11 protein-coding genes are annotated in these 15,168 nt (G+C 43.1%); 8 read left to right on the top strand and 3 right to left on the bottom strand.

Annotated elements, in window-relative coordinates; translation table 11 throughout:
- Positions 1 to 22 precede the first annotated feature (22 nt).
- Genes yajC through secF form a run of 3 tightly spaced genes read left to right on the top strand, consistent with a single transcriptional unit; the run spans position 23 to position 3,215 of the window.
- The gene (gene yajC / locus J5X92_RS10365) at positions 23 to 361 is read left to right on the top strand and encodes a preprotein translocase subunit YajC (RefSeq protein ID WP_013783253.1); all 339 of its coding nucleotides are present in this window, start codon (positions 23 to 25) and stop codon (positions 359 to 361) included.
- Between the two features lie 55 nt (positions 362 to 416).
- Positions 417 to 2,264 (top strand): protein translocase subunit SecD, encoded by a 1,848-nt coding sequence (secD, locus tag J5X92_RS10360; protein WP_013783254.1) that lies wholly within the window; start codon positions 417 to 419, stop codon positions 2,262 to 2,264.
- Positions 2,265 to 2,273: 9 nt separating this feature from the next.
- Entirely contained in the window at positions 2,274 to 3,215 is a 942-nt protein-coding gene (secF, locus tag J5X92_RS10355) for a protein translocase subunit SecF (RefSeq protein WP_208805682.1), read from the top strand.
- A gap of 69 nt (positions 3,216 to 3,284) precedes the next feature.
- Here secF and J5X92_RS21430 read toward each other — a convergent pair whose 3' ends face one another.
- On the bottom strand, positions 3,285 to 4,196 hold the full coding sequence (locus J5X92_RS21430) for a LytTR family DNA-binding domain-containing protein (protein WP_208805681.1): 912 nt from the start codon (positions 4,194 to 4,196) through the stop codon (positions 3,285 to 3,287).
- Positions 4,197 to 4,303: 107 nt separating this feature from the next.
- Between J5X92_RS21430 and J5X92_RS10345 the strand changes: the two genes are divergently transcribed.
- Complete coding sequence (locus tag J5X92_RS10345) at positions 4,304 to 5,590, top strand: acyltransferase family protein (RefSeq protein WP_208805680.1); 1,287 nt, start codon at positions 4,304 to 4,306, stop codon at positions 5,588 to 5,590.
- A 90-nt stretch (positions 5,591 to 5,680) separates the two neighbouring features.
- Here the strand turns inward: J5X92_RS10345 and suhB are convergent, their stop codons facing one another.
- A complete protein-coding gene (gene suhB, locus J5X92_RS10340; RefSeq protein WP_013783261.1) occupies positions 5,681 to 6,457 on the bottom strand; it encodes an inositol-1-monophosphatase in 777 nt (258 codons plus the stop codon).
- Positions 6,458 to 6,732: 275 nt separating this feature from the next.
- Here suhB and trmJ point away from each other — a divergent pair, with 275 nt between their 5' ends.
- The 3 genes from trmJ to J5X92_RS21030 all read left to right on the top strand — a co-directional run bounded on the left by trmJ (position 6,733) and on the right by J5X92_RS21030 (position 10,827).
- Positions 6,733 to 7,500 carry a tRNA (cytosine(32)/uridine(32)-2'-O)-methyltransferase TrmJ gene (gene trmJ, locus J5X92_RS10335; RefSeq protein ID WP_208805679.1) on the top strand — a complete coding sequence of 256 codons (768 nt, stop codon included), beginning with the start codon at positions 6,733 to 6,735 and terminating at the stop codon, positions 7,498 to 7,500.
- A gap of 30 nt (positions 7,501 to 7,530) precedes the next feature.
- Positions 7,531 to 8,355 (top strand): serine O-acetyltransferase, encoded by an 825-nt coding sequence (cysE, locus tag J5X92_RS10330; protein ID WP_208805678.1) that lies wholly within the window; start codon positions 7,531 to 7,533, stop codon positions 8,353 to 8,355.
- Between the two features lie 453 nt (positions 8,356 to 8,808).
- Positions 8,809 to 10,827 (top strand): multiheme c-type cytochrome, encoded by a 2,019-nt coding sequence (locus tag J5X92_RS21030; RefSeq protein ID WP_208805677.1) that lies wholly within the window; start codon positions 8,809 to 8,811, stop codon positions 10,825 to 10,827.
- On the opposite strand, the gene J5X92_RS10320 is transcribed toward J5X92_RS21030, so the two are convergent.
- A complete protein-coding gene (locus J5X92_RS10320) occupies positions 10,805 to 14,152 on the bottom strand; it encodes a CRTAC1 family protein (protein ID WP_208805676.1) in 3,348 nt (1,115 codons plus the stop codon). The genes J5X92_RS21030 and J5X92_RS10320 overlap by 23 nt on opposite strands.
- A 283-nt stretch (positions 14,153 to 14,435) precedes the next feature.
- Between J5X92_RS10320 and J5X92_RS10315 the strand changes: the two genes are divergently transcribed.
- Positions 14,436 to 15,092 carry a PEP-CTERM sorting domain-containing protein gene (locus J5X92_RS10315; protein ID WP_013783266.1) on the top strand — a complete coding sequence of 219 codons (657 nt, stop codon included), beginning with the start codon at positions 14,436 to 14,438 and terminating at the stop codon, positions 15,090 to 15,092.
- Positions 15,093 to 15,168 lie beyond the last annotated feature (76 nt).

Genomic DNA, 15,168 nt, shown 5'->3' with positions numbered 1-15,168 from the left:
ACGAAAATAATTGGGGAATTTTATGAGCCTATTTATCTCAAGCGCACATGCGCAAGCTTCTGGCGGCGCTGCACAAGGCGGTGGCATGGAAATGATCATCATGTTGGCCGTATTCGGTTTAATCTTTTACTTCCTACTTTATCGCCCTCAAGCGAAGCGTGTAAAAGAGCATAAAAACTTAGTTACCTCACTGGGTAAAGGCGATGAAGTGCTAACGCAAGGTGGCATTGTTGGTCGTATTACTAAAGTGTCTGACGACAAAGATTTTATCGAAATTTCTCTTAACGACACGAACAACATCGTTGTGCAGAAGTCGTCTGTAACAGCTGTGTTGCCAAAAGGCACGATGAAGTCGCTGTAATTGACAAACGCCGGGGCCGGGACCTTCCCGGTACTGGCACGAAAGGAACTATCCAGTGCTAAATAAAAATTCAATCTGGAAAGTGCTAAGTACGCTTATCGTCATTGGACTATGCGCACTTTATGCACTTCCCAATATCTACGGTGAAGATCACGCAGTGCAGATTTCTGCAGGCCGTGACGCTGTCGTAACCGAGTCAATGATAGGCCAAGTTGAGTCTACGTTGGCGGCAAAAGGTATTACTCCCAAGCGCATCGAATTCGAAGATGAGCAAATTCTCGTTCGTATCTCAGATTCAGACACTCAATTAGTTGCCCGTGAAGCATTAGAAGATGCATTAGGTGACGATTACTTTGTGGCAATGAACCTTGCACCTGATACGCCAGAATGGCTTGAAGGGTTAGGTGGCACGCCAATGAAACTTGGTTTGGACTTACGCGGCGGCGTTCATTTCTTAATGGAAGTGGATATGACCGAAGTCATCACTAAGTCATTAGAAGATGCTGAAAGTGGATTTCGTACCTCTTTGCGTGAAGAAGGCATTCGCTATCGTGGTGTTACACAGAAAGAAGACTACGTAGAAATTACGTTCCGTGATGAAGAAACGCTTGATAAAGCAGAGTTTTTCTTACGTAACCAAAATCGCGACCTTACGCTAAATCAAACTGACGACCTAGTACTTCGAGCGGTTTTCTCTGAAGCTAAACTTCAAGAAATTCGCGAAAACGCGGTTAAGCAAAACATTACCATTATTCGTAACCGTGTTAACCAATTAGGTGTTGCTGAGCCTTTGGTTCAAAAACAAGGTGCTGACCGTATTGTTGTGCAACTTCCTGGTATTCAAGATACGGCCCGTGCTAAAGAAATTCTAAATGCTACCGCAACCTTAGAATTTAGAATGGTTGATCAGAAAAACGACGTGCGTGACGCTATTAGCGGTCGTGTACCCGCGGGTTCTCAAGTTATTGAAGACCAGCAAGGTATTCCTCAGTTGCTTGAAAAACGCATTATGCTTACTGGAAGTCATATCATTGATGCCAATAGTGGTGTAGATGAATACGGTTTGCCTAACGTTAATATTTCTCTTGATTCAGAGGGCGGCAATAAAATGTCTCGCTCGACTCGAGGCAATATTGGTAAGCCGATGGCTACGGTATTTATTGAATACAAGTCGAACGGCGAGCGTAATAAAGACGACAAGCTAATTTTCGAAAAGCACGAACAGGTTATTTCCGTAGCCACTATTCGTGCACAGTTAGGCAGTAAGTTTCAAATTACGGGTCTAGATTCACCGAAAGAAGCCCGCGACTTAGCCTTGTTACTCCGTGCCGGAGCATTGATTGCGCCTATTCAAATTGTTGAAGAGCGCACAGTAGGGCCAAGTTTAGGTAAAGAGAACATTGAGCTTGGTACACAAGCTATTGTGTATGGTTTGTTGGCGGTACTTGTGTTTATGCTCATTTACTACAAAGCCTTTGGTATTGTGGCAAACATTGCACTTATCACCAACTTGGTGATGATTGTGGGTATTATGTCTATGATCCCTGGTGCGACGCTAACCTTACCGGGTATGGCGGGTATTGTTCTTACCGTTGGTATGGCGGTAGATGCTAACGTACTTATATTCGAGCGTATTCGCGAAGAGATACGTGATGGAAGAAGCCCTCAACAGGCCATTCATCATGGCTATGACAGCGCGTTCTCTACCATTTTAGATGCTAACATCACAACGTTCATTGCGGGTCTTATTCTGTTCGCTGTAGGAACCGGTCCAATTAAAGGCTTCTCTATTACGCTAATGATTGGCATTGCTACCTCTATGTTTACTGCCATTTTACTAACACGCGTTATCGTTAACGCTGTGTGGGGCGGTCGACGTAATGTACAGAAATTAGCGATATAGGAGCAGGACATGCAATTATTAAAGTTATCTGAAACCATTAATTTCATGCGTCTACGCATGCCTGCCATGGTGTTATCAACGCTTCTTATTTTAGGCTCATTCGTCTCTTTGGGCGTTAACAGTCTTAATTGGGGATTAGATTTCACTGGCGGAACGCTAATTGAAGTGGGTTACGAAGATGCAGCGAACTTAGAGTCTATTCGTACGTTACTGAACAATGCTGAATTCGAAGACGCTATTGTACAAAACTTTGGCAGCAGCCAAGAGGTGCTAATTCGTATTGCCCCTCGTGACGGTGTTAAAGCGGCCACGATTGGTGAACAAGTATTAGCAGCGTTGCGTGCCGACGGCACTGCGGTTGATATGCGCCGTATTGAATTCGTAGGGCCAAATGTGGGTGAAGAACTAACTGAGCAGGGCGGTTTGGCCATGCTAGTGGCGCTCATCTGTATATTGGTTTACGTTGCCATGCGTTTTGAATGGCGTTTCGCGCTAGGTTCGGTATCGGCCCTTGCTCATGATGTTATTCTAACCTTGGGGTTATTTTCGATACTTCAAATTGAATTTGATTTAACGGTACTCGCAGCGGTATTAGCGGTAATTGGTTACTCGCTTAACGATACCATTGTTGTCTCTGATCGTATTCGTGAAAACTTCCGCAAAATTCGTAAGGGCGAGCCCATTGATATTATCAATATTTCGCTTACGCAAACCTTGAATCGTACAATCATTACATCACTCACCACGGTATTAGTGTTGATTGCCTTGTTCTATAAAGGCGGCGCACTCATTCATGGTTTTGCTACTGCATTGTTGTTTGGTGTTGTTGTTGGTACGTATTCTTCCGTTTATATTGCAAGCTCAGTTGCACTAGCACTGGGTATTAGTAAAGAAGATTTGATGCCACCTCAGGTAGAAAAAGAAGGCGCTGATTTAGACCCAATGCCCTAATTTTTGACGCTAGGTTCATAAGATACAAAAAGCTAGTCAGCAATTGACTAGCTTTTTTTTGCTTTCAATTTACGCTGCAGGAGTTAGGCGGGCTTTTAAGGCGTCTTTGTAACGCCTAGAGACGGGAACTTCAGTGCCATTTAACAATGTTAAAGTGCCATCTCCGCTGTCTTCAAATCGTATATTGTCTATAAGTGTGCTTTGCACCACATAGGAACGATGTACACGAATAAAGCCTTTTTCACTAGCGTGTTCACAGAAATGTTTCATGGTATACCGTAATGGAAAGGTCGACTTCACCGTGTGCAGATTAATATAATTGCCCGATGCTTCTACCCAATAGACGTCACTAAGTTTTACTAAAAATTCTCTGTTTAGCTTCTTTACCAACAAATTGTCAGGCATGCCCGAGGTGGGGGTATCCCCTCTAGCGCCATTCACTTCCACAGGCGCATCATGCTCCCGAATAACAGAAGCCTCTCCTATAAGTCTTCTATAACTGAACATCATGATGTAATAAAAGGTGATAAGAGTGATATAACCCCATAAATCCTTACGGTACTCATAGAAAAATTCGCTGACTATAGGTCCAAAATCGTATTCTTTGTCCGATAGTAAATAGCATAGTTCTCTAAAGGCCACCATGAAAGTGACATGTGCAATTGAAAAAAGGCTCGCAAACGCAAAATGCCACAGTAGCCATGTTCTAACCCCAAATGCGTAAGTATCAAGTTTGCGGATGAAATAAATAAGGGGGACGACTAATAATGCAGTGGCTAATGCGCTGCTATATTCCCACAGATAAGGCTCCCACAACGAAGTGCTGTTATTTGAATCTCTCGAGAGCTCTGTCCAATCTGATGCAGCATTAATCGAGTTATTCAAAAATAGATAAATCACCAGCAGTACAAAGGCTGCCCATTTGTGATATCGCTCTGTATCGCGACAAAACTGACTGAGTTTTTCGTCACTGCTACCCACCGCTCACCCCCAATTACTCATTCTCTCGTCACTCTACGCTAGTGTAAGTAAGAAAATCTACGTTATATCAAACCCTATTACTACATTATTGAATAGGACAGACAGTAATGACACAAGCAATAAGTCGCAGCGAATCAACCCGGTTTCATGAACTCGATGCACTAAGAGTTATCGCGTTTGGTGTGTTAATTCTCTATCACATTGGTATGTACTACGTTTTGGAATGGGGATGGCATATCAAAAGTGAACAGCCTCAAGCGTGGCTGCAAGACGTGATGATTTTAACTAATCAGTGGCGAATGTCGCTGTTATTTCTAATTTCTTCGATGGTTCTGACGGTATTGTTGACGCGCGTAGAGCCTAAACCGCTTTTATTCTTAAAACGGGCAGGGGAGTTGATAATTCAGCGAACCCAACGTTTAATGGTTCCGTTATTATTTGGCATGTTTGTGATAGTTGCCCCACAAGTTTATATTGAGTGGACGGTAAATGGGGTGATAGACACCACTTTTACGCAGTTCTATTTAGAATACATTAACCCTAATACACAATGGCTTACCGAGCGTCATTCTGACATTGGCTTACTCACGTGGAATCACCTTTGGTTTCTCCCTTACTTGTGGGTGTATTCGTTATTGTTAATTTTGCTGTTTCCGATAATGGCTCAGTTGGCAAAACTCCAGATTGGAATAATAAGCTTTTCTTTTGCATCCTCTACAGCAATGGTCGCAATATGGCTAATGCTGCGAAATACATACCCCACTACACACGATTTGCTTAATGACTGGTACAGCCATGCTAAATACTGCCTTGTTATGATGGTAGGTGCCGTTATTGTTCTGCAGCCCAAACTATGGGAAGCACTAGAGCGTACTCGTTATGTAAGCGCGGTGGTGGCGTTGTGCATGTATTCACTTATTATCGCAGATAGGCATGACATGTTTGGGCCTGTTGGCGATTGGATGACAGAGTTCTGGTGGTTCAGAGTGATGGTCGGTTATATTGTAGTACTGAATCATTGGGCTTGGTTAGCGGCGATACTAGGCTTTGGTAAGCGTTACTTAAATAAACCCGTGGGTTGGGTAAAATACCTTAATAGCGGTGTGCTTTCTTACTACATGATGCACCAAACACTGATTGTGGTGGCCGCGTATAGCCTGCATTCAATAGGCTTTCCAGTAGGCATTCAGTTTGTGCTCATTTTACTATTTACGTTAGTTGGTTGTGCGCTAACTTATGAACTTGCCAAAACAAACATGGCTACACGAGTACTATTTGGGCTGAAGGCTAGGACGCAACGACCTAACCAAGACATTGATACAACCATTACGCTCTCTTCTGCATCGGCTTATTCAAAGACAGGGTCTAAGCCGCCTACAAAAGCCAGCTTATAAACAGGCACAAAAAAAGCGGTGTATGAACACCGCTTTTTTTCATTTTATATAAGACGCTAAATCAATGAGCTGCCTTCTAAAATGCAAAGGCTATTTTAAATGCTTAACTAAGCCTTGAACTACCTTGGCGCTACCAGCAACAATTTCACCGCTATAAAGTGGATCGTTACCGCCTTTAAAGTCGGTGACTAGGCCACCAGCTTCACGAACAATAAGTTCGCCTGCTGCGATATCCCACGTTTTAATACCACGTTCCCAGTAGCCATCATGACGGCCAGCAGCAACGTAGGCTAAATCTAACGCTGCACTACCTGCACGGCGAATGTCGCCACATTCATGGAAAATTTTGTTTAGGCTTAGCGCATACTCGCCAAACTTAGCTTTGTTTTTAAACGGCATGCCAGTAGCGAGAATAGTCTCATTTAAATCACGAGGCTTAGACGCACGAATACGGTAACCATTTAGCTGAGCGCCTTGTCCACGGCTAGCTGTGAATAACTCGCTACGAATAGGATCGAATACAACAGCTTGGTCTAGACGACCTTTGTGAAGTAATGCAATTGATACGGCAAAATGAGGAATGCCTTTAATGAAATTGGTGGTGCCATCTAATGGGTCAATAATCCACTGAAAATCAGTATCTGCGCCGGCAGTTTCGCCAGACTCTTCGCCCATAAAGCAGTGATTTGGGAATGATTGCTGAATTTTAGCAATAATAGCTTGTTCAGCATCCTTATCGATTTGCGTAACGAAATCGTTAGCGCCTTTTGATTCAGTTGCTACTTCGTTGTGTTTTTCGAAACCACGAACAATAATTGTGCCAGCCGCACGCGCTGCGCGCACCGCAATATTCAGCATAGGATGCATAGATAAACCACCAATTGTAAAAGACCAAAGAACTGACCTTGACCATAGGTTAGCCCAACATGCGTTTTACGCAAGTGACCCACAAGGTAAGGTGTTCAAAACGCGCGCATCTTAACCAGAATGGTCGTGTGATGCAAATGAAATGTGGGTAGGTCGCACAACTACGGATGATGCCGACTGGTTTGAGGCATCAATGTAGGCCTTCAGATAGCCATCTATACCGCCATTGTGCTACTATTCGCTCAATATTGACGAGGCTACAGGTAATAAAAAGCATGCTCGAGAACATCCGTATTATTTTGGTGAGTACATCACACACTGGTAACATTGGCTCTACAGCGAGAGCCATGAAAACCATGGGCTTGAGTAGCCTTTATTTAGTTAATCCTGTTCATGAGCCTGATGGCCAAGCAAGTGCCTTGGCAGCAGGTGCTGGAGACGTCCTCGCCAATGCTAAAATAGTGAGTACGTTAGAAGAAGCAGTGTCTGATTGTGGTTTGGTGGTAGGTACCTCGGCTCGTTCTAGAACCCATTCATGGCCTATGCTTGGGCCACGTGAATGCGGCGAAAAACTAGTACAGGAAGTCAGTAATTTCCCCGTAGCACTGGTATTTGGTCGTGAAAATAGCGGCTTGAGCAACGAAGAGTTGCAGCAGTGTCACTTCCATATGTGTATTCCAGCAAATCCTGAATATAGCTCGCTTAACTTAGCTGCCGCGGTACAAACCTTATGTTATGAAATTCGTATGGCCTATCTTAATCGCGAAACCTACCCCAGCGTTGAAGAAGAGTACCCACTAAACGAAGATTTAGAGCGTTTCTATACCCATCTGGAAACGACTTTGGAAAGCACCTCTTTCATTCGTAAAAGCCATCCTGGTGTAGTGATGACTAAACTTCGTCGTTTGTTCAATCGCGCGCGTCCTGAGTCTCAAGAACTGAACATATTACGTGGCATCTTGGCGTCTATCGATAAATCGGTGAAAGGAGATAACGCTCCAGCGTCTGACCCTGAGTCAAAAGTAGATAAAGAAAATAACTAATAGCTAATAACGTAACTAGGCGAGGCACTCGTGTTCTCTAGAATTAAAGATGACATTCAAGGGGTATTTCATCGCGACCCAGCGGCACGAAATACCTTTGAGGTTTTAACCAACTATCCAGGTTTACATGCGGTATGGCTGCATCGTATTAGCCACAAATTGTGGAAAGCCAACTGGAAATGGTTGGCACGTAGTCTCTCTACATTTAACCGTTGGCTAACGGGGATTGAAATTCACCCCGGTGCTACCTTGGGCCGCCGTGTATTTATCGACCATGGCATGGGCGTAGTGATTGGTGAAACAGCAGAGGTGGGCGACGACGTTACCTTGTATCACGGGGTGACATTAGGCGGTACAAGTTGGACGCCGGGAAAACGTCATCCTACGTTAGAAAAAGGGGCGGTAGTTGGCGCGGGTGCTAAAGTACTCGGCCCTATCACCATAGGTGAAAATGCCAAAGTAGGCTCAAACTCCGTGGTGGTAAAAGATATACCTGCGGGGGCTACTGCAGTGGGTATTCCTGGGCGAATTATTATCTCTAAGCGACAAAATGATGCAGCGCAGGTTAACCCCAACCGCAATAAAATTGCCGAAAAATATGGGTTCGATGCTTATGCAGTTGCGCCTGACAATCCAGATCCTGTCGCTAATGCCATGGGAATTATGCTTGAGCATATGCATCAAATGGATACCAAGGTGGAAGAAATGTGTAAGGTAATTCAATCACTCGGCGGTGATGTGTGTACTGATAACTTGCATAACATATCAGCGCAAGATTTCGCCGATACGGGTATTGATTTTGCAGATGAGAGTAAAGCTAAAGCTGGCCAAGAGGCGTTCGACCCAACAATCTAATCATTAGAGGTTTGTTAAACTAACGGTATTTAAGTTACTAATTTTAAAGCTTAAATAGTTCAGCGGTAAAACCCTTCTTACGCTAGCCGCTGCTCGAAAAATGGAAGTAGAGCGCGACATGTATGACAAAATCATTGTCGCGCGTGTCTGACAGAAATTGCCTATTCCATTGGCTTTCTACCGAACAGAGTAAGAAAAATTGCCGCTCTGGCTGGCGGCTACAACCGATTCACTTGAAGTGCTTCACAAACATGACGAGTACGCTAACGGCCTATGAACTACATTCTGAAAAAAGCCAACAGTCTGTATTGACCGAAAGGCCAACGCTATTATTGTTCGATCACATGACTTCATGTTGCCATACCGATAAAATTAAAACTGGCTGTTCCAACCTCCCCTTGATATATTTCCATGCTCAATAAACAAGGCCAGAAGTAACATGGACGTGCCGTAGTGGGAATATCAGACAAACATAAACAGGAAATTTCTCTATTACACGGCTTTATTGCCCTTTTCTTAATTCTCGTTGTTAGTGGTTTTACTTCTTATGCGCTGAACCTAAGTTGGGGATGGCTTCGTCAGGCGCTAGCCCTTGTGCACCTGTTTGCAGGTTATGTAATTGGTGCCATTTTCTTTTTTTACTCCTATAAGCATTTTAAACGAACGGTGGGTTTTCGACGGACTGGCTCGATCATTATTGGCGTGATTTTATTTCTTGCAATCTGCTATCTCGCGCTAACAGGTGTTCTGATCAGTTTTACCGGAGTATTAAAAAAACAAGCTTGGTTGCTCGACAGCCACATAGTGTGTGCAATCCTAACGCTTTTCCTGTTAGTCGTTCATTTAATTTGGCATTACATAACATTCCCAAGCAACAGACGTTCAAGTGTTCCGTCCGGGTTTGTTACGCTTTCTAATAAAATAATCAAACCTATTTTAGTTGTAATAGGGGTTGCATGTGCTGTCACCATTACCCTGTTGACTGGAAACTACTTAATCCAAAATAACTACCCAAATAATACGGTGGACGATTATCTTTATGCTTATGGCGACGGTCCTTTTTTGCCCAGCTTAACTATGACCGAGAGTGGTACTTTTGTACAACGAAGGCATATTGCAGAATCTGCACAATGTATTGAATGCCATAAAGGGATAGGTGAGCAATGGATGGCTTCTACGCATAGACATGCGGCGGATGACCCTACATACGTACGAAACGTAAATTTGCTGACGGAATCTAAGGGCATTGCATCAACCCGATATTGTGAGGGGTGTCACGCACCAGTGGCTTTGTTAACTGGACAGTTAACACCGGGGGGGAGCCATGGAGGTAAACTAGGTACTGTTGCAAACAAAGAAGGGATCAGCTGCATGTCATGTCATGGCGTGAGTCACTTAACTAGCTCAGAAGGGGTGGCAAGTTATCATTTTTCCCCCAGAGAATCATATCTGTTTGCCAATGTGGATGTATGGCCTCTTAATTTTTTACATCAACAGGCGCTAAAGTTGGTTCCACAGCGTCATGCGAAGGATCTCTTATCACCGCTGCTGCAAGAGTCGCAATTTTGCAGTTCATGTCATATCCAGTTTATGGATAAATCCATGAATAACTGGGGCTGGGTAAAAATGCAGGATGAATTTCTAGCCTGGTCAAACAGTAAGTTTAATTCGCCTAAAGAGCTGAGGTTTTCTCATCCACAAAACAAACAATGCCAAGACTGCCACATGCCGATGATAAAGGCTGACGACATCGCAGCCGATGGCGCAGGGCAAGTACGTTCTCACTACTTTGTCGGTGCCAACGTAATGTTGGCGAAACATTTCGGTAACGAAACATTATTTGAAATGACCAAAGAATTTCTGCAGCAAGACAAAATTCAGTTGTCGATTGAGCCTCCCGAAGATGAGCAGGCCAAACAAAGCGCACTGTACCTTAAAGCTGAGCTGAGAAACCAGCACAAATATCCGGTTGCGATGTATCGGGGAGAGCACAAAAAAATCAAAGTGTTATTGACGAATCAAGGCGTTGGGCATAGTTTTCCCGGTGGCACCATAGACTTAAATGAAGCTTGGATTGACTTTAAGGTATATGACGGACAGCAACGTCTTGTCACCTCCAGTGGTCAGTTGCAAACAGACGGGTCCTTGGGGGCAGACACGGTTGTTTACAAAGAAATCGCAATCGACAGACACGGTAAAGAAGTATGGCGTCACGACTTGTTCAATATGGTTGGGCGAAGTTATGTTAATGTGATCCCTGCGGGGTCTACTGACGTCGTAGAATTTGATCTCATAGTGCCAGACTGGGCCACATCACCACTTACTATTTCAGCCACACTTAAGTTTCGCAAACTCAACCAGAAGTATTTAGATTGGGTTAATCTAAAACAATCAGTTGATACGAATCCAATTATAGATATTGCACGAGACAGTGTCAGCGTAAAAGTGCTCAAAGCACCAGCGAGTCAGTAGTTTTTTTTGATGCGAGCACATAATGCTGGCGCCACTGCGAATCAAGTACATAACCTTTAGCTTGCGCGTAACGGATAAAGCTAGCAATCCAAACATTATTTACCTGATTAGTAGAGACACCGGTGTAACTGTGCTGAAGATACAAAAACTCAAAAATTCTGGTCAGCTGTGGGCTTTGTTCTGTTAACCCTTCTTTGTGTACATTTCGCGCAGCACGGGCCAGTTGATTTATCACTACCCGTTTTTTCACCTTTGAGTCGGATTGCATCAAGTAACTAAGTGCCATGGGGTTGTCTTCCAAGATAGCACTAAAACCACTTCTAAGGTACTTCATGTCTGGCTCAAAGCGTTGCTTACAATACTCTGTTAAAGAAGCGCGAATACGACACTCTTTTGATATAGCTGACCGAAATGCTGGGGAGTACTGGTTTAAATCTTGGTTTTCGAAAAAGGACTGTAAGCTTTGCAAAGTTAAGTAAGGAATAAACCAAGATTGCTCAGGATAATGCTCTAGTAGAAACTGTGAGTAATCTTCAGATAGGGGCAGACCGAGTTGGTTCATTTTTAAGATAATGCGTTCAATATCCTTTTCTGAGCGCAACCGATTGAGTTGACTTATCGCTCGCAATTTATCCTGCTCTGTTGCTGCTGAGACAATATCGATAGTATGGGCGATGGAAAAATGACTAAACAGAGTCGAATTAAGGTAGGTGCTGACCCACGAAGTTTTAGTTGGGTCCGATTCCGTCGTTATTGTGGGCCCAAAAACGTTTTGTAAAACAAGTCTGTCAGTATGAAGCCTGAATACCAATTCATCATTTTCAGTCCGCTCAACAATAGATTTTATCCTGCCAGGTTTTACGTCAAGTTTAGTTAACGTCACTACGCATTCGGCTTTAAGAACCGGTTCGTTAACGTTGGAACAGATCTGCGTTAATGGGGCTAGTGCTTTTCGGTACTTCAAAAAGCCAATTGTTCTAATGACGGATGCAATTAGGGCGTTTGATGCGTGTTGATTCTGTTGGTCCTGGCGAAGAAATGCCATGAGCGAAGCGCCTATTGTTGGGTCTTCGCTCGCGCTCAAAGCATGAAGCGCACAAATTGTCTCAGACTCGAAGGGCGTTCTCAGCGCGCGGTGCAATAACTGAGACTTCAGTACTGGCTTATTTAATGGAGCCACCTCTTCTTCCCAGAACCAGTAATTAAGGTTATCTGTTAGTTGGCAAAATTGTGGTTCTGGCAGTGAACGAATCAAATAATCCAAGTGTTCTACAAACAGATCACTTTCGGTTTTACTGATTAACTCAATAAGCATGGCATAAAGTTCACCACGCTGCTGCGATGGCGGAAATCGCTGCATCTGGTTAAATAACCAACTGATTAATGTGATGACTTCCTGACTTCTCGCCTGCGAAGTTTTCACTGTTACAAATTTATCATGGTTTAATTGTCTGGCAAATGTCAGCAGTGAGCTAAGCGAGGGATCAATTGTTTGCGATAGCGCGGGAATAAGTTCATTTACCGGTAAATCTATATACGCAAAAAAATTGTAATGGCCGGCCTCAATTGAGTCAGTATGGCTTCTTGTTTTTTTCGAGATAATGTCGATCTTGCCTTGTGCCAAACTCAACTGATAAATGTTGTTTAGTGCTAAGTTTTCAAAAATATTTTTGTTATCAGGTCCTGTCACTTTAAGAGATACGTTAGATTCAAATTGACCTAGGCCGAAATGCACCCTGCGTTGGCTTGAAGACAGAAAGGGCTGAGGCTTCACTAATGTCTTGGTTGCTAACTGCGTGTTTGACTCAGTGTTTAAAGTAAATTCTACTAGATTACAGAGGTTTATTGGCTGACAGGTGAAAGATATCCAATTATTATTGGTGTCAGTGCGATTCATATACAGTGACAGCGCACCATTATTGTTGTTTACGGCGTAATCAAGTTTCCCATCGTTGTCAAAATCAGCAGACGCGATCCCTCGGGAGGAACGTTTTAGTGTGGGAAACTGGGAAAATAAAGTTGACTCAAATCGCCCATTGGCTATCTGAAGTCTTCCGGAATTGACATTTCCTACTGGCACATAAGGGGTGTCAATATGGGGTTCTGCGTTGCCCTTTGCTATGATGAAGTCTTCACGGCCATCATTATTTAAATCCTCAACAATTGCTCCCCAAGATTGCACTGAAGCGTCCTTATCGGACGTTGCGAATAATTGCCAAGCTCTGTCCTTGTTTACTTGTTCACCTGCCAAATGCAATTGAGTGCTTCCCCCTCCAAAGGGGATGAACAACAATGCAGTTTTATCTGCAACCTTTATAGAACTGAGTTGAACGTTGGGGGACTTCTTAAAACTCAATAGTTTGGTAAAGAGGTCACTTGACTGGTTATCGCCAAAACCAATAAAGTCTGAATTTGAACCTGAGCCGTTTGCAATATAGTAGCCGCTTGAAGCGGACTTATTTCCGGCAATAATTTGTTTGGGTATAATACTTAAAGTTCGGTCATAACTTGATAGTTGCAGAGTTTCGAATAGAGGAGTAGGTGTGTTGGCTTGGGTACCGCTATTCAGCAGAATTGCGTTTCTTAATCCATTGTAGTTTTCAGCATTAAATTGCGAATCGGTTTCATAACCGTATTCCTGGTTCCCTATCTTTATGTCATTCTCATAATCTAGAAAGTTGGCGACGAGAATATCCTGCTTGCCATCTAAATTGTGATCCCAAATAGTGATCGATAGCGGCCAGTAAGGTTTTGGGATCTCACCTATTGTGGACCGACTAAAAGTTTTGCCATTTATGTTAGTGAGCAAGATTAATTCGTTAGTTTTACCATAAACTAGCTCTGGATATCCATCGTCATTCAAATCGCCAACAGCACAGCCATATCCACCAGGTAACTGCGCTTCTCCTGCTAAGGTGGTGACATCTGTAAAATACTGTCCGGCGATATTCTGATAAAGCTTGGAACCTGTCGGGTTGTTCCACCAATGTTGTTTTCCATATCGACGAGTAACGCCTTCGCCACCCACAACAAATACATCTTCATACCCATCTTGATTGAAATCTATGACACATACACCTGAACCCATTGCATCTTTGATACCGGATAGCTTTTCAGTGCGCTGAATATGTTTGAACATGATGCCCTTTACAACGGCTGATTCTACAAATTGAACAGGCGTTTGCTCAGTTTGAAAACTGATAGGATTTACTGACTTGGAGGTTGTCGAAAAAGTAAAATCAAAAATGAGATTTAGTGATAAACAGATAACACTTATCAATCCAAAGGTAGGTAGTACTTTGATATTAAGAAGAGCTTTTTTCACAACAATCCTTGTTTTTCAATAAACTGTAACACTTTACGGGGAAGATGCCTTTAACGAAAGTCTATTCCGTTCACAGAATAGCAACAAGAAAAAAGAATATTCTTTACTTGAAAAAGTGACAAGTGTAATATTTACCTGTTGGTGTGAAAAATATACAATTTCTAGTGCTTTACTCATACGTCGATGATTTGCACTAGGTCTTAAGGTTCATGAAATACGACCCCGTGGGTGCAGGCTGGGCGTAATTTGTACGGAAAAAATAATAACAGAATGGATGCGGTTTATGGAAAGCAGTAAAATAACTAAAGCCTGTATTGTGCTTTTATGTCTTGTGCAATCTCTCTTTTTTAGTACGGCAGCACTTGCGACCCTAATTAATAATGGTGATTTTTCATCAGGACTGAATGACTGGAGCGACGCGAGTTTCACTGGCTCAGTGACAGAGAATGACGGTCAGGCTATTTTATCATCAGGTGATAATACTGACCCGTTTGCAGCCGTCCTAATACAAGGTGATGATGGAAGCTTCCTTTTTGATTCTCCAATCATGGTTGACCCTAATGTATCAATGTTAAGTGTCGATGCGGCGCTACTAAGTATGCTTTTTGATCCAACAGAGCAAGGCGGCTCTGCTTTCAGTGACACGCTTTTTTTGGCAATTTATGATGCGGTTGACTACACCTTTGATGCTGTGTTTGAAATTCCTGCACTTGGAAATGTAGCTGAAACCTTCTTATTTGATATGAGTGATTGGTTAGGCCGAGGAATTGCCATCTCATTTGAACTTGCCGATGAAGATGATGGTTTTAATCTTTCCTACTCAGTAGACAATGTCCTCTTTACTTACAATAACACGCCGGTGCCTGTGCCGGAACCAGAGTCCTTCATTATGTTACTCGTTGGCCTCACGCTGTTAGCTCGTTGTCGCAAGTCTGCGTAAACAAAAAACAAATTTATTATAGGGGCTAATTAGGTCCTTTTTAAGGAAGACGCTCGTTCTTTTAAAAGATCGAGTT

Origin of the sequence: Alteromonas sp. K632G (genome assembly GCF_017653625.1) — a bacterium.
GTDB classification, from domain to species: Bacteria; Pseudomonadota; Gammaproteobacteria; order Enterobacterales; family Alteromonadaceae; genus Alteromonas; species Alteromonas naphthalenivorans.
This window is presented reverse-complemented; position numbering and strand designations above follow the sequence as displayed.